The organism is Arthrobacter sp. SLBN-100, from assembly GCF_006715305.1.
GTDB lineage: Bacteria > Actinomycetota > Actinomycetes > Actinomycetales > Micrococcaceae > Arthrobacter.
The window spans coordinates 1,549,570-1,571,486 of record NZ_VFMY01000001.1 but is presented as its reverse complement, the minus strand read 5'-3'; the positions used below and the strand labels follow the sequence as shown (position 1 = coordinate 1,571,486).

The following is a 21,917-nucleotide window of genomic DNA, read 5'->3' as shown; positions in this document are numbered from 1 at the left end:
CCTGCGCTGCGCGGTGGTCAGGCCAGTAGCGCAGCGTCACCGTAGAGTAGTGCCATGATTGTTGGCATTGGCGTAGACGTTGTAGACATCGAGCGGTTCGGCCGCCAGCTTGAGCGCACCCCCGGCCTCCGGGACCGTTTGTTCGTTCCGGCCGAGCGCGAGCTGAACACCCGCTCCCTTGCTGCACGGTTCGCTGCGAAGGAAGCTGTGGCCAAGGTCCTCGGTGCGCCGGCCGGCATGAACTGGCAGGACTGCTGGATCGGGCTGGACCACAACGGCCCCACCGTCCAGGTCAAGGGCACCGTGCTGGCCGTCGCCGAGGCCAAGGGCGTCAAGCGCTGGCACCTCTCCATCAGCCACGACGGCGGCATCGCCACCGCCACGGTCCTGGCCGAAGGCTGAACCGGCGGGCCTTCGCCACTGACACCGTGATCAACGCCTACACCGGAACCCAGGTTCGGCACGCAGAGGAACCACTCCTCGCTGCCGGACTCGGCGATGTCCTCATGCAGCGCGCCGCACACGGACTGGCCGTCGCGGTCATCCGGGAGCTGAAGGCCCGCAGCCTTCGCATCTACGGCTCTTCCCTGATGGTGCTCACGGGCAAGGGCAACAACGGCGGGGACGGCCTTTATGCCGCCGCCTTCCTTGCCGCCCGGGGCATGCGTACGACGGCGATCCTCACCGCGGACTCCGCCCATCCCCAGGCTTTGGCTGCTTTCGAGCGGGCCGGCGGCCGCGTCCGGCACCTCAGTGACGCGGCACCCGGCGAGCTGGCTGCAGACACGGCGCGCGCCGACGTCGTCATTGATGCCGTGCTGGGAACGGGCGCGAAAGGCGGGCTGCGGGGGAGCGCCGCCAGTCTGGTCACCGGCATTGCGGACGCTTGGACCCGGCAAACGGACGCGGGCATTGTGGTCGCGTGCGACCTGCCCAGCGGCGTGGACGCCGATACCGGCGAGGTGTCCCTGCCAATACTTTCCGCGGACCTGACCGTCACGTTCGGAGCGGCCAAAACCGGGCTGCTGGCCGATCCCGGCGCCGATTATGCCGGCCGGGTGGAAGTGGTGCCCATCGGCATTGAGGAAAACTTCGAAACCCCGGAGCTGCGCCGGCTCGACGACGGTGACATCGCCGCCCTCCTCCCGCACCCTTCGCGGCGGGCACACAAGTATTCGCGGGGAGTCCTTGGTGTGGTGGCGGGCTCCGCCGACTATCCGGGCGCCGCCGTCCTCGCCTGCAGGGGAGCCTTGGCAGCAGGAGTGGGAATGGTCCGCTACTTGGGGCCGCCCGAGGTTGCGCATCTGGTGCGGCAATCCTGCCCGGAGGTCGTCTGCAGTACCGGCACCGTAGCCGAGAACCGGGTGCAGGCCTGGCTGGTGGGTTCGGGAATGGGCCCCGGTGACCACGAGCAGCTGCAGCGCGCCGGCGACGCCGTCGAGTCGGGCCTGCCGGTGGTGGCGGACGCCGGTGCGCTGCCCGCCCTTCCCGATGTCCTGGCCCCGCACGTGATCCTGACCCCGCACGCCGGCGAGCTCGCCGCGCTCCTGAAGAGGCTGGGCGGCGACGAGGACCGGGCGGCCGTGGAAGCGTGCACCCTTGCCGCCGTCCGCCGGGCAGCCGCATTGACTGGCGCCACCGTCCTGCTCAAGGGGGCCACGACGCTGGTGGCCGCGCCCGCCGGGGACGTGTTCGCCCAGGCGGACGGCACCCCATGGCTCGCCACCGCCGGCAGCGGTGATGTCCTGGCCGGCGTCATTGGTGCGCTGCTCGCCCAGGCCGATTCCGACGTCGGACGCTTCCGGAAGTTGGGCATAAAAGTGGAGGGGCGATGGGCGGTGATCGCCGCGCTGGGAGCGGCGCTGCATGGCCGGGCCGGGAGGGCGGCGTCGGACGCCTGCCTCGGCGGGCCGATCGCTGCTGGCGGAATCGCCGATTCCTTACCCCAGGTTTGGGGTAAAGTAAGCACGCTTAGTAACCCTGGGGCCGGGAAACGTAATAGTCACACCCAGCCGTTACGGTAGGCATTAGTTCGCACCGGCAGCAGTGGGTCCCATGGCCTGCTGTTGCCGAATCATAAAGAGGAGCATTATGGAAGTCTGGCCTGGATCGGCTTATCCCCTTGGCGCCACGTTCAACGGAACCGGCACCAACTTTGCCCTGTTCAGCGAACGTGCCGAAAAAGTTGAGCTCTGCCTCTTTGACGACGACGGCAAGGAAACCCGCATTCCGGTGGACGAGGTGGACGGGTACGTGTGGCACTGCTACATTCCGCAGGTCCAGCCCGGCCAGAAGTACGGCTACCGCGTCCACGGCCCCTATGATCCTGCTTCCGGCAACCGCTTCAACCCGAACAAGCTCCTGCTGGACCCCTACGCCAAGGCCGTCCACGGCCAGGTGGACTGGGACCCGTCGCTGTTCACGTACAACCTGGGTGAGCCGGAGTCCATCAACAACCAGGACTCCGCCAGCCACATGATGATGGGCGTGGTCATCAACCCGTTCTTCGACTGGGAAGGCGACCAGAACCTGCGGATTCCCTACCACCAGTCGGTCATCTATGAAGCCCACGTCAAGGGCCTCACCCAGCTGCACCCGGAGATCCCCGAGGAACAGCGCGGCACGTACGCCGGCGTGGCCCACCCGGCCGTCATCTCCCACCTGCAGAAGCTCGGCGTCACCGCCATCGAGCTGATGCCCGTGCACCAGTTCGTCAACGACGGCACCCTGCAGGACAAAGGCCTGAACAACTACTGGGGCTACAACACCATCGGCTTCTTCGCCCCGCAGAACACCTACAGCTCCACCGGCGACACCGGCCAGCAGGTCCAGGACTTCAAAGCCATGGTCCGTTCGCTGCACAAGGCCGGCATCGAGGTCATCCTGGATGTGGTGTACAACCACACCGCCGAAGGCAACCACCTGGGCCCCACCCTGTCCTTCAAGGGCATCGACAACGCCGCCTACTACCGGTTGATGGAGGGCGACGAGAAGCACTACATGGACTACACCGGCACCGGCAACTCCCTGAACGTCCGCCAGCCGCACTCCCTGCAGTTGCTGATGGACTCGCTGCGCTACTGGGTTTCAGAGATGCACGTGGACGGCTTCCGCTTCGACCTCGCCTCCACCCTGGCCCGTGAGTTCTACGATGTGGACAAGCTCTCCACCTTCTTCGAACTCATCCAGCAGGACCCCGTAGTCTCCCAGGTCAAGCTCATCGCGGAGCCCTGGGACGTTGGACCGGGCGGCTACCAGGTGGGCAACTTCCCGCCGCAGTGGACCGAATGGAACGGCAAGTACCGCGACACCGTCCGTGACTTCTGGCGCGGCGAACCTGCCACCCTGGGCGAGTTCGCGTCCCGCATTACCGGTTCCGCGGACCTCTACGAGCACTCCGGCCGCCGCCCCGTGGCCTCCATTAACTTCGTCACCGCGCACGACGGCTTCACCCTGGCGGACCTGGTGTCCTACAACGAGAAGCACAACGACGCGAACGGTGAGAACAACAACGACGGCGAATCCCACAACCGCTCGTGGAACTGCGGCGTGGAAGGCCCCTCAGACGACCCGAAGGTCCTCGGTCTGCGGGCCCGCCAGCAGCGGAACTTCATCGCCTCGCTGCTGCTGTCCCAGGGTGTGCCCATGCTCCTGCACGGCGACGAGCTGGGCCGCACCCAGCAGGGCAACAACAACGGGTACTGCCAGGACTCCGAGCTGACCTGGATCAACTGGGAGTCCATCGACCAGCCGCTGGTCGAGTTCACCTCCGCAGTGAACGCCCTGCGCGCCAAGCACCCGACGTTCCGCCGCAGCCGGTTCTTCGACGGCCGGCCCGTCCTGCGGGGCGAGGGCGAGCGGCTTCCGGACATCGTATGGCTGGACCCTGAGGGCGAAAACATGAAACCGGAGGCCTGGGAGGCCGGGTTCGGCCGGTCGGTGGGCGTGTTCCTGAACGGCGACGGCATCCAGGGTAAGGACAGCCGGGGCCGCAGGATTACCGACGTCAACTTCCTGCTGTACTTCAACGCGCACGACGACACGGTCAAGTTCACTCTGCCGTCAGACGAGTACGCCCCTGCCTGGGACGTCATCATCGACACCGCCGGGCAGAACGCGGACACCGAGCCCGTCAACGCCGGGCAGCCGCTGCCGGTGGAGGCCAAGTCCCTGGTGGTCCTGCGCGCCCACAGCGTTCCGGAAGTTGAGCCGGACCACTCTGTGGCTGCATCCCTTGCGGCGCTGACCCAGACCGCCAGCAGCGAAGCAGAGTCCATCAGTACGCCCCCGGTGGCCGAGCCCGGCAAGACGACGAAGGTGGGCTCGCGGAAGGCGCCGAAGAAATGAGGGTGCCCGCCTCCACCTACCGCCTCCAGATCCGCAGGAGCTTCACCCTGTTTGATGCTGCCGAAACGGTTCCGTACCTGAAATCGCTCGGGGCCGATTGGGTGTACCTCTCGCCCATCCTCACCGCGGAGCAGGGCTCGGACCACGGTTACGACGTGACCGACCCCTCCGCTGTGGACCCGGAGCGGGGCGGCCCCGAAGGGCTGCTGGCCTTGTCCAAGGCCGCCCGCGAACACGGCATGGGTGTCCTGGTGGACATCGTTCCCAACCACGTGGGCGTTGCCACTCCGGCACAGAACCCTTGGTGGTGGTCCCTCCTGAAGGAAGGGCAGGACTCACCGTACGCGGACGCTTTTGACGTCGAGTGGGACCTGGCCGGCGGGAAGATCCGCCTGCCGATGCTGGGTTCGGACGGGGACCTGGACAAGCTGGAGATCAAGGATGGCGAGCTCCGCTACTACGACCACCGCTTCCCGATCGCCGAAGGCACATATTCGAACGGCGATTCCCCGCTGGAGGTCCACGGCCGCCAGCACTACGAGCTGATCGGCTGGCGCCGCGCCGACGCCGAGCTGAACTACCGCCGCTTTTTCGCCGTCACAACGTTGGCGGGGATCCGGGTGGAAAATCCGCGCGTGTTCGAGGAAGCCCATGCCGAGGTGGGCCGCTGGACCCGCGAGGGGCTGGTGGACGGGCTGCGCGTGGACCACCCGGACGGCCTGGCCGATCCTGCAGGCTACCTGCGCTGGCTGAAGGACCTCAGCGGAGGGGCCTACATCCTGGTGGAAAAGATCCTGGAGCCGGGCGAAGTCCTGCCCCAGGACTTCGCCACGGAGGGCACCACCGGGTATGACGCCCTGGCGGACGTGGACCGGATTTTCGTTGATCCCGCCGGCCAGCAGGCGCTCGATGACCTGGACGCCAAGCTGAGGGGCTCCGCGGTTCCCGCTGACTATGCCGAGATGATCCGGGGCACCAAACGCATGATCGCGGACGGCATCCTCCGCTCCGAGATGCTGCGCCTGGCCCGTCTGGTACCGGAGTCCCACGGTTTGTCGGTGGAACAGGCGGCTGACGCCCTGGCGGAAATCATCGCCGCTTTCCCGGTCTACCGGAGCTACCTGCCCACCGGCGCGGAGATCCTTAAGGAAGCCTGCGAGTCCGCCGCGGCCTACCGGCCTGAGCTGGAGGTCGCCGTGGGGACGCTGCTGCCGCTGCTCCTGGACCCGGCCAATCCCATCGCGGTCCGGTTCCAGCAAACCTCGGGAATGGTGATGGCGAAGGGCGTGGAGGACACCGCCTTTTACCGCTACACCCGGCTGGGCACGCTGACGGAGGTGGGAGCTGAACCTACCGAATTTGCCGTTTCTCCTGAAGAGTTCCACCGCCGGATGATCCGGCGGCAGGAACAGCTTCCCCTGTCCATGACCACGTTGTCCACGCACGACACCAAGCGCAGCGAGGACGCCAGGGCCAGGATCTCGGTCATCGCCGAACTGCCTCAAGACTGGACGGCTGCCCTGAACCGGCTCCGCGAGCTGGCGCCGATTCCGGACGGCCCGTACGAAAACCTGCTGTGGCAGGCCATCGTCGGAGCGTGGCCGGCGAGCAGGGAACGGCTGCAGGGCTATGCCGAAAAGGCTGCCCGGGAAGCCGGCAACTCCACCAAGTGGACGGACCCCGACGAGGAGTTCGAGTCCCAGGTCAAGGCCGGCGTTGATGCAGCGTTCGACGACGCCCGCGTCTCCAAGGTGGTGGAGGACTTCGTTTCACGGATCAATTCCTATGCCGTGACCAACTCGGTGTCCGCCAAGCTGGTGCAGCTGACCATGCCCGGCGTCCCGGACGTGTACCAGGGCAGCGAGTTCTGGGAACGGTCCCTGACGGACCCGGACAACCGGCGTCCCGTGGACTTCGCGGCGCGCCAGGAGCAGTTGGCAAAGCTCGACGGCGGGACGTTGCCTGAGGCGGGAACGGAGGCCAGCAAGCTTCTGGTCACCTCCCGCGCACTCCGGCTCCGTCGCGACCGGCCCGAACTGTTCCAGGCCTACACCCCGGTCACCGCGTCCGGCGCTGCTGCAGGGCATCTGATCGCGTTCCACCGCGGCACGGAAGGGACTCCGGGCGCGCTGACGCTGGCCACCCGGCTGCCCGCCGGACTGGCGGCCGGCGGCGGCTGGCGGGACACCGCCGTCGAACTTTCCATGGCCATGCGTGACGAGCTCACCGGCACCGGGTACGGAGCCGGCATCGTTTCGGTGGCGGAGATCCTGGGTACCTACCCGGTGGCCTTGCTGGTACCGGTGGATGGAGAACAGGCATGACCCTCGTCAACAGCGGGCCCGGGCGTTTCGACGTCTGGGCCCCGGACGCGCATTCGGTGATCCTGCAGGCGAACGGACGGCAGTACCCGATGCTGAAGAAGGAAACGGCGCCCGGGCACGAGGGGTGGTGGACGGCTCCGGACGCTCCGGGGGAGGGCGAGGTGGACTACGGCTACCTGCTGGACGGGGACGGCCATCCGCTTCCGGATCCGCGCTCGCGGCGGCTGCCCACTGGCGTCCACGAGTTGTCCAGGACCTTTGACCCGGCCGCCCACAGCTGGCAGGACGCGGGCTGGAAGGGCAAGGACCTGCAGGGCTCGGTCATCTACGAACTGCACGTGGGTACGTTCACTCCCGAGGGGACGCTGGAGGCCGCCGCCGGAAAGCTGGACTACCTGGCGGACCTCGGCATCGACTTCGTGGAACTGCTGCCGGTCAACGGCTTCAACGGCACCCACAACTGGGGCTACGACGGCGTGCAGTGGTACGCGGTCCACGAGGGTTACGGCGGCCCGGCTGCCTACCAGCGGTTTGTGGACGCAGCCCACGCCGCCGGCCTCGGCGTCATCCAGGACGTGGTGTACAACCATCTCGGCCCCAGCGGCAACTACCTGCCGAAGTTCGGCCCGTACCTGAAGCAGGGGGACGCCAACACGTGGGGCGACTCCGTGAACCTGGACGGCCCCGGCTCGGACGTGGTGCGCGAGTACATCCTGGACAACCTCGCGCTGTGGCTCCGGGACTACCACGTGGACGGGCTCCGGCTGGATGCCGTGCACGCCCTGCGCGATGAGCGGGCCGTGCACATCCTGGAGGACTTCGGTGCCCTGGGTGATGCCATTTCGGCCGAAACCGGGCTGCCGAAAATCCTGATCGCCGAGTCGGACCTGAACAACCCGCGCCTGATCTACCCCCGCGACGCCAACGGCTACGGGCTGGACGGGCAGTGGAGTGACGACTTCCACCATGCGGTGCACGTGAATGTCAGCGGCGAGACCACCGGCTATTACGGGGACTTCCAGTCCCTCGCGGTGCTGGCAAAGGTCCTCAGGGACGGCTTCCTGCACGACGGCAGCTACTCCAGCTTCCGCGGCCGGCACCACGGCCGGCCCGTCAATCCTGCTTTGGCCCACCCCGCGGCGCTGGTGGTGTGCAACCAGAACCACGACCAGATCGGCAACCGGGCCACAGGGGACCGGCTCTCGCAGTCGCTGTCCTACGGGCAGCTGGCGGTTGCTGCGGTGATCACGCTGACGTCGCCTTTCACGCCGATGCTGTTTATGGGAGAGGAGTTCGCCGCGAGCACGCCGTGGCAGTTCTTCACCTCACATCCCGAACCGGAGCTGGGCGAGGCCACCGCGGAAGGCCGCATCAAGGAGTTCGAGCGCATGGGGTGGGATCCCGCCGTCGTGCCCGACCCCCAGGATCCGGAGACCTTCCGCCGGTCCAAGCTCAACTGGGACGAGGCAGCCAACGGGGACCACGCCCGGCTGCTGGACCTCTACCGGTCACTGACCGCGCTGCGGCGGGAGCATTCCGAGCTTGCCGGGCCTGGCTTCGGGGAGACGGACGTGGCGTTCGACGACGACGCACGCTGGCTGCGGTTCCGCCGGGGGAGCGTCGAGGTGCTGCTGAACTTCTCCGACGCCAAGCTGCGGCTGGACGACGTTTCCGGGAGGGTCCTGCTGGCCACCGATGAGGGGACCGGCCTTGATGGTAATGCCCTCGCCCTGGCGCCGTGGAGCGCGGCGATCCTCAAGTCCTGATTTACCGGGCTGCAAAAGTTACGCCGCGGGGAGCGATGTCAGCCGGCCGCGTAACTTTTCCGGCCATCATGTGTAGCGCCGGTCACAACTGGCAGGATGGAACGTATGACTTATTCCGCGGCGGAAAACCGCTACGAATCCATGCCCTACCGCCGCCTCGGACGCAGCGGCCTGAAACTCCCGGCGATCTCGCTGGGCCTTTGGCACAATTTCGGCGACGACAAGCGCTTCGACGAACAGCGCGCCATTCTGCGCCGCGCCTTCGACCTGGGCGTGAACCACTTCGACCTAGCCAACAACTACGGGCCCCCGGACGGCTCCGCCGAAACCAACTTCGGCCGCCACTTGCAGGAGGACTTCAAGCCCTACCGCGACGAACTGGTGATCTCCACGAAGGCCGGCTACTACATGTGGCCCGGCCCCTACGGGGAATGGGGCTCCCGCAAGTACCTGATCTCCAGCCTTGACCAGTCGCTGCAGCGGATGGGCCTGGACTACGTGGATATCTTCTACAGCCACAGGCCGGACCCGGAAACTCCGCTGGAAGAGACCATGGGCGCCCTCGATTATGCCGTGCGTTCGGGCAAAGCGCTCTATGCCGGTATCTCCTCCTACACCCCCGAACAGACCCTGGAGGCAGCCCGGATCCTCAAGGAACTCGGCACGCCGTTGCTGATCCACCAGCCCAGTTACTCCATGCTCAACCGCTGGACCGAGAACGGCAGCCCCAACCTGTACGAAGCACTGGACCAGGTGGGGGCGGGCTCCATCGCCTTCTCGCCACTGGCCCAGGGCATGCTCACCAACCGCTACCTGAACGGGATTCCGGCTGACTCCCGGGCCGCGAAGGCCCGGTTCCTGTCCGAGGATGCCATCACGGACGAGAAGCTGGAGCGGATCCGCGGCCTGCACGCCATCGCCGAGGGGCGCGGGCAGACGCTGGCGCAGATGGCCATCGCCTGGGTCCTGCGGGACCAGCCAACGGGATCGCCCGTGACCTCGGCATTGATTGGTGCGTCCAGCGTTTCGCAGTTGGAGGACAGCCTGTCCGCCATCAACAACCTCCAATTCACTGCCGACGAGTTGACTGCCATCGACGAGTTCGCCGTGGAATCGGACATCAACCTCTGGAAACAGCCGGTCTGATTTCCGCCCTGTCATTCCAAAAGGTGGGACGGGGGAACAAGCCCCCGTCCCACTCTGTTGGGTACTATGAAAAGGCGCCGTGCGGCGCCGAGCCTGCCGGCCGTCGTCGTACTTTCTTCGAAGCCGAAACCGGCCGGCTGACGTTTTGTCCTAAAGGAGTTCCGTGTCTTCACATCCGATTCGTGTCGCAATCGTCGGCGTAGGAAACTGCGCCGCTTCGCTGGTCCAGGGCGTCCAGTACTACAAGGATGCCGACCCCAAGGCCACGATTCCGGGCCTGATGCACGTTGAGTTCGGCCAGTATCACGTGGGTGACGTTCAGTTCGTTGCCGCGTTTGATGTGGACGGCAAGAAGGTCGGCGTTGACCTTGCCGACGCCATCCTGGCGAGCGAAAACAACACCATCAAGATCGCTGACGTGCCCCCCACCGGCGTCACCGTCCAGCGCGGCCACACCCTCGACGGCCTCGGCAAGTACTACCTCGAGACCATCGAACAGTCCACCCAAGAGCCGGTGGACGTGGTGCAGGCCCTCAAGGATGCTGCCGTTGACGTCATGGTCTGCTACCTGCCCGTCGGCTCCCAGGAAGCTGCCGAGTTCTACGCCCAGTGCGCCATCGACGCCGGCGTTGCGTTCGTCAACGCCCTGCCCGTGTTCATCGCCGGCACCAAGGAATGGGCGGACAAGTTCACCGCCGCAGGCGTGCCGATCGTGGGCGATGACATCAAGAGCCAGATCGGCGCAACCATCACGCACCGTGTGATGGCCAAGCTCTTCGAAGACCGCGGTGTCACCCTGGACCGCACGTACCAGCTGAATGTCGGCGGCAACATGGACTTCAAGAACATGCTGGAGCGCGACCGCCTGGAGTCCAAGAAGATCTCCAAGACCCAGGCCGTGACCTCCAACGTCGAGGCCGAACTGGCTGCCAAGGACGTCCACATCGGCCCGTCCGACTACGTCCAGTGGCTGGATGACCGCAAGTGGGCCTTTGTGCGCCTTGAGGGCCGTAACTTCGGTGACGCCCCTGTATCGCTCGAATACAAGCTGGAAGTCTGGGACTCACCCAACTCCGCCGGCGTGATCATCGACGCCATCCGCGCCGCCAAGATCGGGCTGGACCGCGGCATCGGCGGCCCGCTGCTGTCCGCGTCGAGCTACTTCATGAAGTCCCCGCCGGAGCAGTTCAATGACGACCTCGCCCGCGAAAAGGTGGAAGCCTTCATCCGCGGCGACCTCGAGCGCTAAGCGACGCCCTCCTGCCGTTCCCGACGCTCCCTCACCCGCCCGGGTGGGGGAGCATCGCGGCTTAACACGCGCCATCACCTTTCGCAGGTTTTCCGGGAACGCCCCATCACCTCCTGCACCTTTTCTGGAGACGCCCCATCACGTCCTGCGTCTTTTCCCGGAACGCCCCATCACGTCCTGCGTCTTTTCCCGGAACGGCCCATCACTTCCCTAGGGCGGGAGTACCCAGAGCCGGTGCATAGCGGCGGATGCTGTGGCTGGGGCGAGCGCAAGCCGTCGCAACAGCAGTTGGCTGTGCATGTGCATACCGACGGCTGCGATAAGGATAAGCTGGTCCGCGCTCTCGGTGCAGTTGTGGCTGCTGGAGATGCACGACGGCGTCGCCCGCCGGTGTGCCCATGTCGCCGCTACCGGCACTTGCCGTGTCCCGCTTAAGCACCACCGGTTGAACTGCCGCCAACAGCGCAAGACGTGGGATGCCATCTATCAAACAAAACCGGCTGCCTGCGGATAATCGGTCCACGCTGTGCGCAGGTAGCGCTTGATCAATTTAATGGCGCGTTCAAAGTCGTTAGCAGCGTCCTCTTTGGTGAAGACCATAACGGTCCAGCCAGCTGATTCGAAGGCCTTGTCCCGCCGTCGGTCGCTAAATTTTTGTGCATCAAGAAGGTGATGCCCGCCGTCGTATTGGATTGCGAGACGACGGTGACGGTAGCCAAGGTCGGCAGTAGGGGAGGCGGGGTCATCCGGCCTAAGCGATATCTGTAGGTCTGGCTCGGGTATGCTTCCGTCTGCCGCCATTGCTAGCCGGAGCATGGATTCGGGTGCCGAATCAGCCCCAACCCTCATCAGCTCGAGTGCCTCACGGGCGCGAACAATGCCTTGAAGGTTCGGGTGTCGCCCAACTAAGGCACGGAGCCCGTCCATTCTGTCGTATGGCTCCGATCTGCCTTCAAACTGTGCTCGAGGGATGCGGATGATCTGATCCCCCAGGCAGACCAAGTCAGTTAGCGACAGCCGGCGCGCCAAGTCGAGCCATGTTCGGGAACGTGTGCTGATCCGGATACCACCAACGCATTCAATCTCGTCCTCCCACGCGATGACGCTGTGTGCGATTACGCCTTTCCGGCGCACTTGGGGCAGCTGCTTGGGCTTGCTCAAATGCAGTTCGGTCGAGTCCGTTAGCCAGGCCGGCAGCAGTTGACAGTGCAGACGCGCTGCGGTGACGTGCGAAATCCAAGCTCCCGGTGACACTTCAGATAGCGCCCGTGCCGCGGCTTCCAGTTCAAAACTCCAGTCCGACGGGCGGTATACCTCCCTGCTGACATGGACTACATCACGTCCGCGGAGTCTGCTGGCCGATACGCCCAAACCCAGCGCCGAGGTGAATGTGAATGGGGCATTAGCCAACGGCTGGGGCAGATCAACGGGGTTGGGCATGTTGGCATTGTGGCCTAAAAGGCCGTACAGCTGCAGAAGTTATCCACAGCCAGGCGAGACCAGTGCGGGAGGTGATGGGGCGTTGGTGGGAAGGGTGCGGGAGGTGATGGGGCGTTGGTGGGAAGGGTGCGGGAGGTGATGGGGCGTTGGTGGGAAGGGTGCGGGAGGTGATGGGGCGTTGGTGGGAAGGGTGCGGGAGGTGATGGGGCGTGGGGGTTAGGTGAGGCCGACAGGGTTGCCGGCGTCGTCCACGTCCATTCGCATGGCGGCCGGGGCGGCGGGCAGGCCGGGCATGGTCATCACCGCTCCGGTCAGCGCCACGATGAACCCTGCACCGGTCTTGGGCAGGAGGTCCCGCACGTGGATGGTGAAACCCTTGGGTGCACCGAGGCGTGAGGCGTCGTCCGTGAACGAGTACTGGGTCTTGGCCATGCAGACCGGCAGCTGGGACCAGCCGTTCCGCTCGATATCGGCCAGCCGCTTCAGGGCCGGCACGGAAAACTCAACCCCGTCGGCACCATAGATTTCCTGCGCGATGGTCCGAATCTTCTCCTCCACTGGCAACTCCAGCGGGTACAGGTGGCGGAAGCTGTTCGGGCCAGCCACAACCCGGGCTACGAGGGCCGCGAGTTCATCACCGCCGTCGCCCCCGCCGCCGCGACCCCACACATCGGCGACGGCGGCCTGGACGCCCTCCGCCGCACACCACGCCAGCAGCCAGTCGAGTTCCTCCTTCGAGTCGGAGGAGAACCTGTTGATGGCCACCACCGGCGTCACGCCAAACTTCTCCACGTTCCGCACGTGCCGGCGCAGGTTTGCCACTCCGGCCTCCAAGGCCACCAGATCAGGAAGAGTGAGCTGGTCCTTCGCCACTCCGCCTTGCATTTTCAGGGCCCGCACGGTGGCCACCACCACCACCGCGGAAGGGGCCAGCCCGCCAAACCGCGCCTTGATGTCCATGAACTTCTCAGCGCCCAGGTCCGCCCCAAAACCGGCTTCCGTCACAACGATGTCCGCCAGCCGCCTGGCCGTCTGCGTGGCAATCAGCGAATTGCAGCCGTGGGCGATATTTGCGAAAGGACCGCCATGGACCAAAGCCGGCGTCCCGGCGATGGTCTGCACCAGGTTGGGTTTGATGGCTTCCTTCAGGAGCAGGGTCAATGCCCCCTGCACCCCGAGGTCGGCCACCGTGACAGGGGAGCGGTCAAACGTGTAGCCGAAGGTGATCCGCCCCAGGCGCCCGCGGAGGTCGGCCAGGTCCGTCGCGAGGCAGAAGACGGCCATGATCTCGGATGCCACCGTGATGTCGAACCCGTCCTCGCGGGGGACTCCCTGCGTCGGCCCGCCCAGGCCGATCACCACCTGACGCAAGGCCCGGTCGTTCATGTCCAGGACCCGTTTGAAGGTCATCCGCCGGGGATCGATGTTCAGCTCGTTGCCCTGGTAGATGTGGTTGTCCACCAAGGCCATCAGCGCATTGTTGGCCGACGTCACGGCATGGAAGTCGCCGGTGAAGTGCAGGTTGATTTCATCCATGGGCAGCACCTGCGAATATCCACCGCCCGTCGCTCCGCCCTTCATCCCGAGGACCGGGCCCAGCGACGGCTCCCGCAGGGCGATCATCACCCGGTGCCCGGCGCGTGCCAAGGAATCGCCGAGCCCCACCGTGGTAGTGGACTTTCCTTCACCAGCCGGGGTGGGGGACATGGCCGAGACCAGCACTACCTTGCCGTGCGGAGCGGGCGCAGTCAGCCTGGCCGGGTCAATCTTCGCCTTATACCGCCCGTACCGCTCCAGGGCATCCGGGTTGATTCCGGCGGCAGCGGCAATCTCGTCGATGGGCCGGATCCGGGCAGCCCTGGCTATCTCAAGATCAGTCGAAAGACCAGACATCTTTGTCCTTTCCTGCGCCGGCCTGCGCCGGACACCTGCCCCTGAGCTGGGACACCTGCCCCTAAGCTAACAGTTGCGCAGGGGCATGGCGCCGACTCAGGACGCTGGCAGGGCGGTGATCAGGCGGGGCCGCACAGAATTGTCGACGGCGGCATGGTAGCTTTCCAGCGTGATCGCAGCCGTGCGCTGCCACCCTGAGTTCTGGGCCCGGATGGCCGCTGCCCTGCCCATGTCTTCGCGGGTCACGGGGTCGTCGTACAAAGCCTCCAGCGCATCCGCCCAGTCGGCGGCGTGGTGCCCGTCCACCAGGAGCCCGGTCCTGCCATGGAAGATGGCCCGGGACAGCCCGCCCACCCGGGTGGCCACCACGGGCGTGCCGCAGGCCTGGGCTTCGAGCGCCACCAGCCCGAAGGACTCGCTGTAGGAGGGCATCACCACCACGTCCGCCGAACGGAACCAGCCGGCAAGCTCAGGTGCCTTCACCGGCGGAAGCTGCGTGACGACGTCGTCCATGCCAGCCTCCGCTACCAGGCGCCGCAGGTTGAATTCCTTGTTCCCGCTCAAGGAGCCCAGGATGGTGAGCCGGAGGTTGATGTCCGGGCGCCGGCTCCGCAGCAGCGCACCTGCCTTCACCAGGACCTGCGGCCCCTTGAGCCGCTGGATCCGGCCGGCGAAAACCAGGTGGAACGTGTCCGGGCTGATGCCCCGTTCAGTCCTTGACCGGGCCCGGAAGGCAGGAGTGAAGATGCTCAGGTCCACTCCGGGCGGCGCAATGTCGATCCGTTCGTACGTGGCCCCGTAATGTGACACCAGCTCGGCGGCTTCGGAACTGGTGTTGGCGATAAGCCGCGCGGCCCCGTCCACGATCCGGTGCTCACCCAGTTCGCGGCGCCGCGGCTCGGGCTGCTCACCGGACTCGAGCAGGAGATTCTTGACCTTGGCCATGGTGTGCATGGTGTGGACCAGCGGCACGCCCCACAGTTCGGAAAGCTCCAGGCCGGCGATCCCGGACACCCAGTAGTGCGAGTGGATGACGTCGTAATGCCCGTGCGGCTGCCGGCCCCGGATCAGCTCCATCTCCTCCACCATGTGGTGCAGGAGGCCGGGGAGTTCTTCCTTGGGGATCTTCCTCGGCGGCCCGGCCAGGACGTTGTGGACGCAGACACCGGGATCCGGGTGTTCGACGGCGGGCTGGTGGGCGGAGGTGGCCCGCGTGAAGATCTCCACTTCCACGCCTGCCTCGGCCAGCGCGGAGGCCAGTTCACGGATGTAGACGTTCATCCCGCCGGCGTCGCCGGAACCCGGCTGCTCCATGGGGGAGGTGTGGAGGGACAGTAACGCCACCCTGCGGACAGGCGCCACGGGACCTCCTTCCGGCCGCCGGCGCAGTTTAGCGCGCCGGATCAGTGCTGGGCATTCGATAAAACACTACTCCTGTGTCAACGTCCACCGCCGCGCCACATCTTCCCCAGGGTAGGAAACGCCTGCTCGTAACCTGCCAACAGGGCCGCGCCGAGTGCTTCGGATGCCACGAGCGGGTGCCGGGCGAAAGCCTGCAGCGCGGCATCCCGGTCATTGTCCGCTACCGCCCGCACCGTCAGCCGTTCCACTTCCTTCACCTGCTGCAGCAGGTGAAGCTGCTCCGCCGGGGGAGCCTGCTGGGGCAGCGGCAGCGCGCCGTCGGCGGTCACCGTGCAGGGAAGTTCGACGACGGCGTCCGGCGGCAGCCCCGGAATGGCCGCTGCAGGGGTGGCTGGCGCAGCAGCGGCTGGCTGGGAACCTGCCGGCGCCCCGGTGCCGCCTGAAGGCACGGTGTTGCGCGTATTAAGGATCAGCTGCGCCTCCCCGGTTCCCGCCAGGGCCCGCATGGCTGCCAGCGCCACCCGCTCGTATCCGCCCCCGGCGAGGTCGTCCTCGTTGCGCCGTTCGTCCTTCCCGCGGGCTTCGGCCAGGTAACCTTCCTCCCGGGAGCGGCGGGCTGCCTCCCACAACCCGAATGCCTCCGCACCCGCGGCAGCAAGCCGCGGATAAAGCTCCTGCTGCTGGCTGTGGATGCTCTCGCCGCGGGTCTGCGCCATGGTCCGCATGGCTTCCCGCGCCTTGTCCTGCTCGTAGTAGTAATACAGGTACTCATTGGGAAGGGCACGCAGCCTGGCAAGGAACGGCTGCGGGAACAACCTGCCCTCTTCAAAGGACTGAAGGGCGTGCGGGTCTGACAGCAGGCCCGGCAGCACGTCAGCCCCTTCGGACTCCAGCCGGTAGAGCCAGCCCAGATGGTTCAGCCCGTAGTAGCCCACGCCGTCGAGCCTTTGCTCGGGCAGGATCACGCCGGCTGCCCGGGCCGCCCGCTGCACCAGGCCGCCCGCGGAGTCGCAGATCCCGATGACGCGCCGGCGGAGCTCGGGCAGGAGCGCCTCGGTGACCATGCCCGCGGGGTTGGTGAAGTTGATGAGCCACGCCTCCGGGCAGTGTTCCTTCATGAGGCGCGCGAGGTCCATCATGTGCGGGATGGTCCGGAGGGCGTAGGAGATGCCGCCGGCCCCGGTGGTTTCCTGACCCAGGACGCCCAGGTCCCGCGCAACCCGTTCATCCGCCACCCGGCCGGCAGTGCCGCCGGGCCGGATGGCGGCAAACACCATCTGCGTATCCGTCAACGCCCTGGGGAGGTCAGTGGCAGGAAGGACCGGCACGCGAACGTCCGGGACAGGCATGCTCCGCAGGACCGCCGTCACCGCATCCAGGCGGGAGGGGTCCACGTCGTGCAGCACCAGTTCGGTGACCACGCCGGAGAAGGGGCCGGAGACGAGCGCCCGGTAGATCAACGGAACCCGGAAACCCCCGCCACCTACGATCAGAAGCCGCATAACCAGCAGTCTAGGCGTGGCTGTCCACAGTACCCATGGCGGCCCCTACCGCCGGTGCACCGCAGGGCGTAGTGTGCGGACATGGACGCGATCCCAGCACGCCCGTTCGATCCCCTGGCCGCAGTCCGGTCGCCCTCGGACGCCGGCTTCGACGTGCTGCTCGCCGGGACCGTGTTCCAGGACATCATCTTCACCGGTCTTCCCCATGGGCCCGAACCGGGCACGGAAATCTGGAGCGACGGCATGGGCAGCTGCCCGGGCGGCGTGGCGAACCAGGCGATCGCCGCGGCGCGGCTGGGCTTGCGCACAGGCCTGGCGGCGGCCTTCGGTGATGATGGCTACGGGGACTTCAACTGGAAAATCCTGGCCAGCCAGGAGCACGTGGACCTGAGCCTGTCGCGGAAGGTGCCGGGCTGGCACTCACCGGTCACCGTCTCGCTGTGCGTGGACAAGGACCGGTCGCTGGTCACCCATGGCCATGCCGCGCCCGTGACGTCCTCGGAGCTCATCGGCGATCCGCCTGCCGCGCTCGCCGGCATCGCCGAAGTGGGGCTGGAAGTGGAGCCGTGGGCCAAGGCGGCGTACCAGTCGGGGGTGAAGCTGTTCGGCGATGTCGGGTGGGATCCCAGCGGCGTGTGGGCGCCGGTCAGGCTGGAGAACCTGCAGTACTTCCACGCCTTCCTGCCCAACCAGCGCGAGGCCATGGCCTTCACGGGCAAGGACGATCCCTGGACTGCCCTGTACGCGCTGGCCGACCGTGTTCCGGTGGCCGTGGTGACGCTCGGGCCGCAGGGTGCCATGGCGGTGGATTCGGAAACGGGGGAGGAGGAGTGGGTGCCGTCCCTGCCCGTCAAGGCGTTTGACCCCACCGGCGCCGGAGACTGTTTCGACGCCGCCTTCATCGTTGGGAGCCTGGCCGGATGGCCGCTGGGGAACAGGCTGCGTTTCGCGAACCTCTGTGCCTCGCTGGCCGTGCAGGAAGTGGGGGGATCCCTTGCCGCCCCTGGCTGGGGCGACATCGCAGACTGGTGGAAACGTGCCAACGCCCGGCCGGAACGGCAGACCAGTCAGTGGTTGCGGCGCTTCGGCTTCCTCGCGGATGTCATCCAGGACGTCCCGCTCGCGGCCCAGCGCAGGGCAGCCGCCACCATCGCGCACCTCTCGGACGCGTGACGCGACGATGATTGACATGGCACGCGGCGACCTCAAGACGGGCCGGTTCCGCGATCTGGTGACGCAGCTGCTGGGTCTATGGCTGCTGCTGGCCGTCTTCCTGGACGGCTGGGCGCACCTGAACCTTCCCGGGCTGGAGACGTTTTTCACGCCGTGGCACGCTGCCCTCTACTCCGGCATGGCCGTGACGGCGCTGTGGACCGCTTGGGTGATCTGGAGGAACCGCGCTCCCGGGCAGCCGCTCTCGGAGGCCATCCCGGCCGGCTACCGGGGGACCATGGTGGGTGTCGCCCTTTTTGCCGTTGCCGGCGGCTTGGACCTGGTATGGCACGAAACCTTGGGGATCGAAATTTCCCTCGATGCCCTGGTCAGTCCGACCCACCTGTTGCTGGGGTTCAGCCTCTTGCTTATCCTGGGCACTGCAGTTCGGAGTGCACGCTCGGCCAGCCGGGCCGGCAGCTTTGAATGGACGACGGGGGAGCTTCTGGCCGTCGTCCTGATGACCGGGCTGGGTGCGTTCTTCCTCATCTACTGCTCCGCCTTCGTCCGGTCCGGGCCGACAGCCCTCTTCATCCCGATGCCGATCGGCAGCCCTGGCCGCTTACAGTCTGAGATGCCGGTGATCGTCACCCTGGCGAGTTACCTGCTGACCACCGCGCTGATCGTCGCTCCCTTCCTCTTTACGCTCTCCGCGGCCGGCCGCCCTGTCCGAGGGATAGTCACAATGCTGGTTGCAACCGTCGCCTGGCTGCCTGCGGTGATGATTGGTTTGCGTCCCACGACCATCGCAGGAGCTGCCGGCGCCACGGTGGCGGCAGTGTTGGCAGATGTCCTGCTTGCCTGGTTGCCGAAAGTCTGGCTGGGCCGGCCGTTGCCGGCAGTCACCGCCGGACTTGCGGCGCTGGTGTGGACCGGCCAGTTGGTGGCCTTCGGGCTGGTGGACGGGATCCGCTGGCCCATCTCGCTCTGGCTGGGGGCGGTGGTACTCAGCGCGGCGGCAGCAGCAGGGCTTGCCCTGCTCAGCACCTGGGGCCCGGCACGTTCCGGATCTGTCCCGCAGATTGGCGCCCCTGTGCGGTAGGCCGTTCCGCGGGTGGCCACTCCGGAGCCCGGCGCGGCCAGCCGTGATTATTTGGCCCGAAGCGCCAGCACTAGAATCACTAAGGTGACTTACCCCGCTACAACCGGTGATTTCGACGCTGCGCTCGCACAGGACCCCCGCGACGAAAGGTCCGCCGTCATCGACCTTGATGCCATCCGGCACAACGTCCGCCGGCTGGCCGCAGCAGCGTCCCCGGCGAAGGTGATGGCCGTGGTGAAGGCTGATGCTTACGGACATGGCGCGGTCCCGGTGGCCCGGGCGGCCCTTGAAGCGGGCGCAGCATGGCTGGGCGTCGCCCACATCTCCGAGGCCTTGGCTCTGCGGGCCGCCGGAATCGACGTGCCGCTGCTCGCCTGGCTGCACACCACGGAAAGCAACTTCGGCGCCGCGGTGGCGGCCGGCGTCGACATAGGATGCTCCGGCTGGGAGCTCGATCGCATTGTCGCGGCGGCCCGGGAACAGGAGCGCCCGGCCCGGATCCACCTGAAGGTTGACACCGGCCTTGGACGCAACGGCGCGACGCTTGATACCTGGGACCACTTGGTGGGCGAAGCGATGGAATACCAGGACCAGGGGCTGCTGCGCGTGGTGGGAATCTTCTCGCACCTCGCAGTCGCCGATGAGCCGGAACGCCCCGAGACCGATCAGCAGCTCGCCGCGTTCCGGGAAGTGCTGGCGGTTGCGGAGGACGCGGGGGTAGACCCCGAAGTCCGGCACCTGGCCAACACCCCGGCCACGCTGTCCCGTCCCGACACGCACTTTGACCTGGTCCGGGTGGGCCTGGGCATTTACGGACTGTCGCCCTTTGCCGGCCAGACCTCGGCCGAGCTGGGACTGCGGCCGGCAATGGAGCTGCGGACTGTGGTGTCCCAGTGCAAGGAGGTGCCGGACGGGCAGGGCGTGTCCTACGGCCTCCGGTACCACACGAGCGGCCCCAGCACCCTGGGCCTGATTCCGGTGGGCTATGCCGACGGGATTCCACGCGTCGCCACCGGCGGCCCGGTCCGGGTAGCCGGCAGGACCTACCCCGTGGTGGGGCGGATCGCGATGGACCAGATGGTAATCGACCTCGGCGATGTTGGCCCAGGAGGTGCAGGGCTGCTGGGCGCCGAAGCACAGCTGTTCGGCGACGGAGCGGACGGCGGCCCCACTGCTGATGACTGGGCACGCTCCGCCGGAACCATCAACTACGAGATTGTGACCCGGATCAGCCCGCGGGTTCCGCGCCGCTTCATCAACGAACAGCCCGCCGCCGGGCATGGTGGGGAGGGGGCCGCATGAGCTCGTCCAACCAGCCCGCGGAGAACAGTCCCGAGGCGCGGCCCAACTGGGAAAAGACGTTAACGGCGACGACGGCGGAACAGACGCATAACCTCGGCGTGCGCCTTGCGGGCGTCCTGGAAGCCGGGGACCTGCTGGTGCTTTCCGGCGAGCTGGGTGCGGGGAAAACGACCTTCACGCAGGGGCTGGGGGAGGGGCTGGGTGTGCGTTCCGGCGTCATTTCCCCTACCTTCGTCCTGGTCCGCATCCACCCCAACCTGCCGGACGGGCCCCGTCCCGGCGGACCGGACCTGGTGCATGTGGACGCGTACCGGCTGGGCTCGGCAGCCGAAATCGACGATATCGACCTTGAGAACACCCTTGATTCGTCCGTGACGGTGGTCGAATGGGGCCACGACCGGGTGGAGCACCTCAGCGAGAGCAGGCTGGAAATTGACCTGCACCGGGCTACTGGACTTCAGGCTATTGGAGTGGGTGCTGTCGGCGCGGATGGCAGTGCGGGTACCGGCAGAATGACAGGCGGCGAAATGCTTGATTTCGAAAATGGGGACACGGATGAGCCCCGGACCATCGTGATGCGCGGCTACGGCCCGCGCTGGCCGGCCGTCCCGGACCCGGTGGCCACCTTCGAAGGGAAACCCTGATGCTTATCCTCGCCATCGACACTTCCGCCGTGGCCAGCGCGGCGCTCGTCTCGGATGACGCACTGGAAGGCGTGGTGGCCAGCTTCTCCACCGAGGACACCCGCAGCCACGCGGAGGTTCTTGCTCCCGGGATTGAGAAAATGCTCCTTGAGGCCGGCGTGGGCGGAGCTGAGATCGATGCCCTGGTGGTCGGCGTCGGCCCGGGCCCGTTTACCGGGCTCCGGTCCGGAATCGCCACCGCGCGAACCCTGTCCTTCGTCTGGGGCAAGCCCCTGTACGGGCTGATGAGCCTGGACGCCGTGGCCCTGGAAGTCGCGGAATCCACCGCCGCCGCCCCGGAATTCCTGGTGGTGACGGACGCGCGGCGCAAAGAGGTCTACTGGGCCCGCTACAGCCTCACGGAAGGACAGCTTCCCGTATTGGAGGACGGCCCGCACGTCAGCTTCGCGGCGGACCTGCCGGATCTTCCCGCCTACGGTGCCGGGTCCGGGCTCTACGCAGACACCCTGAAAGCGGACCCGGAATTCGCCCGCGAACAGCCGGACGCCCTGTACCTGGGCCAGTTCGCGCTGGCCCGGCTCGCCGCAGGCGGTGAACTCCTGGACTCCACGCCTTTGTACCTGCGCGAATCCGACGCCCAGGTCCCCGGACCCAGGAAGAGGGCCCTGTGAGCACCGCCCCGGATATC

Annotated in this window: 16 protein-coding genes; 12 read left to right on the top strand and 4 right to left on the bottom strand. The window is 66.8% G+C overall.

Annotated elements, in window-relative coordinates; all coding sequences use genetic code 11:
* The first annotated feature begins 54 nt into the window (after window positions 1-54).
* The 7 genes from FBY31_RS07240 to FBY31_RS07210 all read left to right on the top strand — a co-directional run bounded on the left by FBY31_RS07240 (window position 55) and on the right by FBY31_RS07210 (window position 10,832).
* A complete protein-coding gene (locus FBY31_RS07240) occupies window positions 55-402 on the top strand; it encodes a holo-ACP synthase (RefSeq protein WP_013601780.1) in 348 nt (115 codons plus the stop codon).
* 26 nt (window positions 403-428) lie between these two features.
* A complete protein-coding gene (locus FBY31_RS07235) occupies window positions 429-2,024 on the top strand; it encodes an NAD(P)H-hydrate dehydratase (protein WP_142038686.1) in 1,596 nt (531 codons plus the stop codon).
* A 67-nt stretch (window positions 2,025-2,091) separates the two neighbouring features.
* The gene (gene glgX / locus FBY31_RS07230; protein ID WP_142038683.1) at window positions 2,092-4,347 is read left to right on the top strand and encodes a glycogen debranching protein GlgX; all 2,256 of its coding nucleotides are present in this window, start codon (window positions 2,092-2,094) and stop codon (window positions 4,345-4,347) included.
* Window positions 4,344-6,671: a malto-oligosyltrehalose synthase gene (gene treY, locus FBY31_RS07225; protein ID WP_142038681.1), complete on the top strand. Its 2,328-nt coding sequence runs from the start codon at window positions 4,344-4,346 to the stop codon at window positions 6,669-6,671. Before glgX ends, treY begins: the two co-directional genes overlap by 4 nt.
* Window positions 6,668-8,437 (top strand): malto-oligosyltrehalose trehalohydrolase, encoded by a 1,770-nt coding sequence (treZ, locus tag FBY31_RS07220; RefSeq protein ID WP_142038678.1) that lies wholly within the window; start codon window positions 6,668-6,670, stop codon window positions 8,435-8,437. The genes treY and treZ overlap by 4 nt, the downstream gene beginning before the upstream one ends.
* 105 nt (window positions 8,438-8,542) lie before the next feature.
* Window positions 8,543-9,583: an L-glyceraldehyde 3-phosphate reductase gene (gene mgrA, locus FBY31_RS07215; RefSeq protein ID WP_142038675.1), complete on the top strand. Its 1,041-nt coding sequence runs from the start codon at window positions 8,543-8,545 to the stop codon at window positions 9,581-9,583.
* Between the two features lie 163 nt (window positions 9,584-9,746).
* On the top strand, window positions 9,747-10,832 hold the full coding sequence (locus FBY31_RS07210) for an inositol-3-phosphate synthase (protein WP_142038672.1): 1,086 nt from the start codon (window positions 9,747-9,749) through the stop codon (window positions 10,830-10,832).
* A 486-nt stretch (window positions 10,833-11,318) separates the two neighbouring features.
* On the opposite strand, the gene FBY31_RS07205 is transcribed toward FBY31_RS07210, so the two are convergent.
* From FBY31_RS07205 to FBY31_RS07190, 4 genes are all read right to left on the bottom strand, one after another.
* Window positions 11,319-12,272 (bottom strand): endonuclease domain-containing protein, encoded by a 954-nt coding sequence (locus FBY31_RS07205; RefSeq protein WP_142038669.1) that lies wholly within the window; start codon window positions 12,270-12,272, stop codon window positions 11,319-11,321.
* A gap of 216 nt (window positions 12,273-12,488) precedes the next feature.
* A complete protein-coding gene (locus FBY31_RS07200; RefSeq protein ID WP_142038666.1) occupies window positions 12,489-14,165 on the bottom strand; it encodes a formate--tetrahydrofolate ligase in 1,677 nt (558 codons plus the stop codon).
* A 96-nt stretch (window positions 14,166-14,261) separates the two neighbouring features.
* Entirely contained in the window at window positions 14,262-15,527 is a 1,266-nt protein-coding gene (mshA, locus tag FBY31_RS07195; RefSeq protein WP_142038662.1) for a D-inositol-3-phosphate glycosyltransferase, read from the bottom strand.
* A 77-nt stretch (window positions 15,528-15,604) separates the two neighbouring features.
* Entirely contained in the window at window positions 15,605-17,029 is a 1,425-nt protein-coding gene (locus FBY31_RS07190) for a family 4 glycosyl hydrolase (protein ID WP_142038661.1), read from the bottom strand.
* A gap of 81 nt (window positions 17,030-17,110) precedes the next feature.
* On the opposite strand from FBY31_RS07190, the gene FBY31_RS07185 reads away from it, so the two are divergent.
* The 5 genes from FBY31_RS07185 to tsaB all read left to right on the top strand — a co-directional run bounded on the left by FBY31_RS07185 (window position 17,111) and on the right by tsaB (window position 21,900).
* Window positions 17,111-18,202: a carbohydrate kinase family protein gene (locus FBY31_RS07185; protein ID WP_142038658.1), complete on the top strand. Its 1,092-nt coding sequence runs from the start codon at window positions 17,111-17,113 to the stop codon at window positions 18,200-18,202.
* A 16-nt stretch (window positions 18,203-18,218) separates the two neighbouring features.
* On the top strand, window positions 18,219-19,283 hold the full coding sequence (locus FBY31_RS07180) for a hypothetical protein (RefSeq protein ID WP_235012958.1): 1,065 nt from the start codon (window positions 18,219-18,221) through the stop codon (window positions 19,281-19,283).
* 84 nt (window positions 19,284-19,367) lie between these two features.
* On the top strand, window positions 19,368-20,585 hold the full coding sequence (alr, locus tag FBY31_RS07175) for an alanine racemase (RefSeq protein WP_142038651.1): 1,218 nt from the start codon (window positions 19,368-19,370) through the stop codon (window positions 20,583-20,585).
* Window positions 20,582-21,229, top strand: a complete 648-nt coding sequence (tsaE, locus tag FBY31_RS07170; RefSeq protein ID WP_142038648.1) for a tRNA (adenosine(37)-N6)-threonylcarbamoyltransferase complex ATPase subunit type 1 TsaE — start codon at window positions 20,582-20,584, stop codon at window positions 21,227-21,229. Before alr ends, tsaE begins: the two co-directional genes overlap by 4 nt.
* A complete protein-coding gene (tsaB, locus tag FBY31_RS07165; protein WP_142038645.1) occupies window positions 21,229-21,900 on the top strand; it encodes a tRNA (adenosine(37)-N6)-threonylcarbamoyltransferase complex dimerization subunit type 1 TsaB in 672 nt (223 codons plus the stop codon). The genes tsaE and tsaB overlap by 1 nt, the downstream gene beginning before the upstream one ends.
* Window positions 21,901-21,917 lie beyond the last annotated feature (17 nt).

Excerpts from the sequence above, each read along its gene's own strand:
- FBY31_RS07240 (WP_013601780.1), top strand. The coding sequence starts at position 55 with ATGATTGTTGGCATTGGCGTAGACGTTGTAGACATCGAGCGGTTCGGC.
- FBY31_RS07190 (WP_142038661.1), bottom strand. The coding sequence starts at position 17,029 with ATGCGGCTTCTGATCGTAGGTGGCGGGGGTTTCCGGGTTCCGTTGATC.
- glgX (WP_142038683.1), top strand. The coding sequence starts at position 2,092 with ATGGAAGTCTGGCCTGGATCGGCTTATCCCCTTGGCGCCACGTTCAAC.
- tsaE (WP_142038648.1), top strand. The coding sequence starts at position 20,582 with ATGAGCTCGTCCAACCAGCCCGCGGAGAACAGTCCCGAGGCGCGGCCC.
- mgrA (WP_142038675.1), top strand. The coding sequence starts at position 8,543 with ATGACTTATTCCGCGGCGGAAAACCGCTACGAATCCATGCCCTACCGC.
- treZ (WP_142038678.1), top strand. The coding sequence starts at position 6,668 with ATGACCCTCGTCAACAGCGGGCCCGGGCGTTTCGACGTCTGGGCCCCG.
- FBY31_RS07180 (WP_235012958.1), top strand. The coding sequence starts at position 18,219 with ATGGCACGCGGCGACCTCAAGACGGGCCGGTTCCGCGATCTGGTGACG.
- tsaB (WP_142038645.1), top strand. The coding sequence starts at position 21,229 with ATGCTTATCCTCGCCATCGACACTTCCGCCGTGGCCAGCGCGGCGCTC.
- FBY31_RS07185 (WP_142038658.1), top strand. The coding sequence starts at position 17,111 with ATGGACGCGATCCCAGCACGCCCGTTCGATCCCCTGGCCGCAGTCCGG.
- FBY31_RS07205 (WP_142038669.1), bottom strand. The coding sequence starts at position 12,272 with ATGCCCAACCCCGTTGATCTGCCCCAGCCGTTGGCTAATGCCCCATTC.
- treY (WP_142038681.1), top strand. The coding sequence starts at position 4,344 with ATGAGGGTGCCCGCCTCCACCTACCGCCTCCAGATCCGCAGGAGCTTC.
- FBY31_RS07200 (WP_142038666.1), bottom strand. The coding sequence starts at position 14,165 with ATGTCTGGTCTTTCGACTGATCTTGAGATAGCCAGGGCTGCCCGGATC.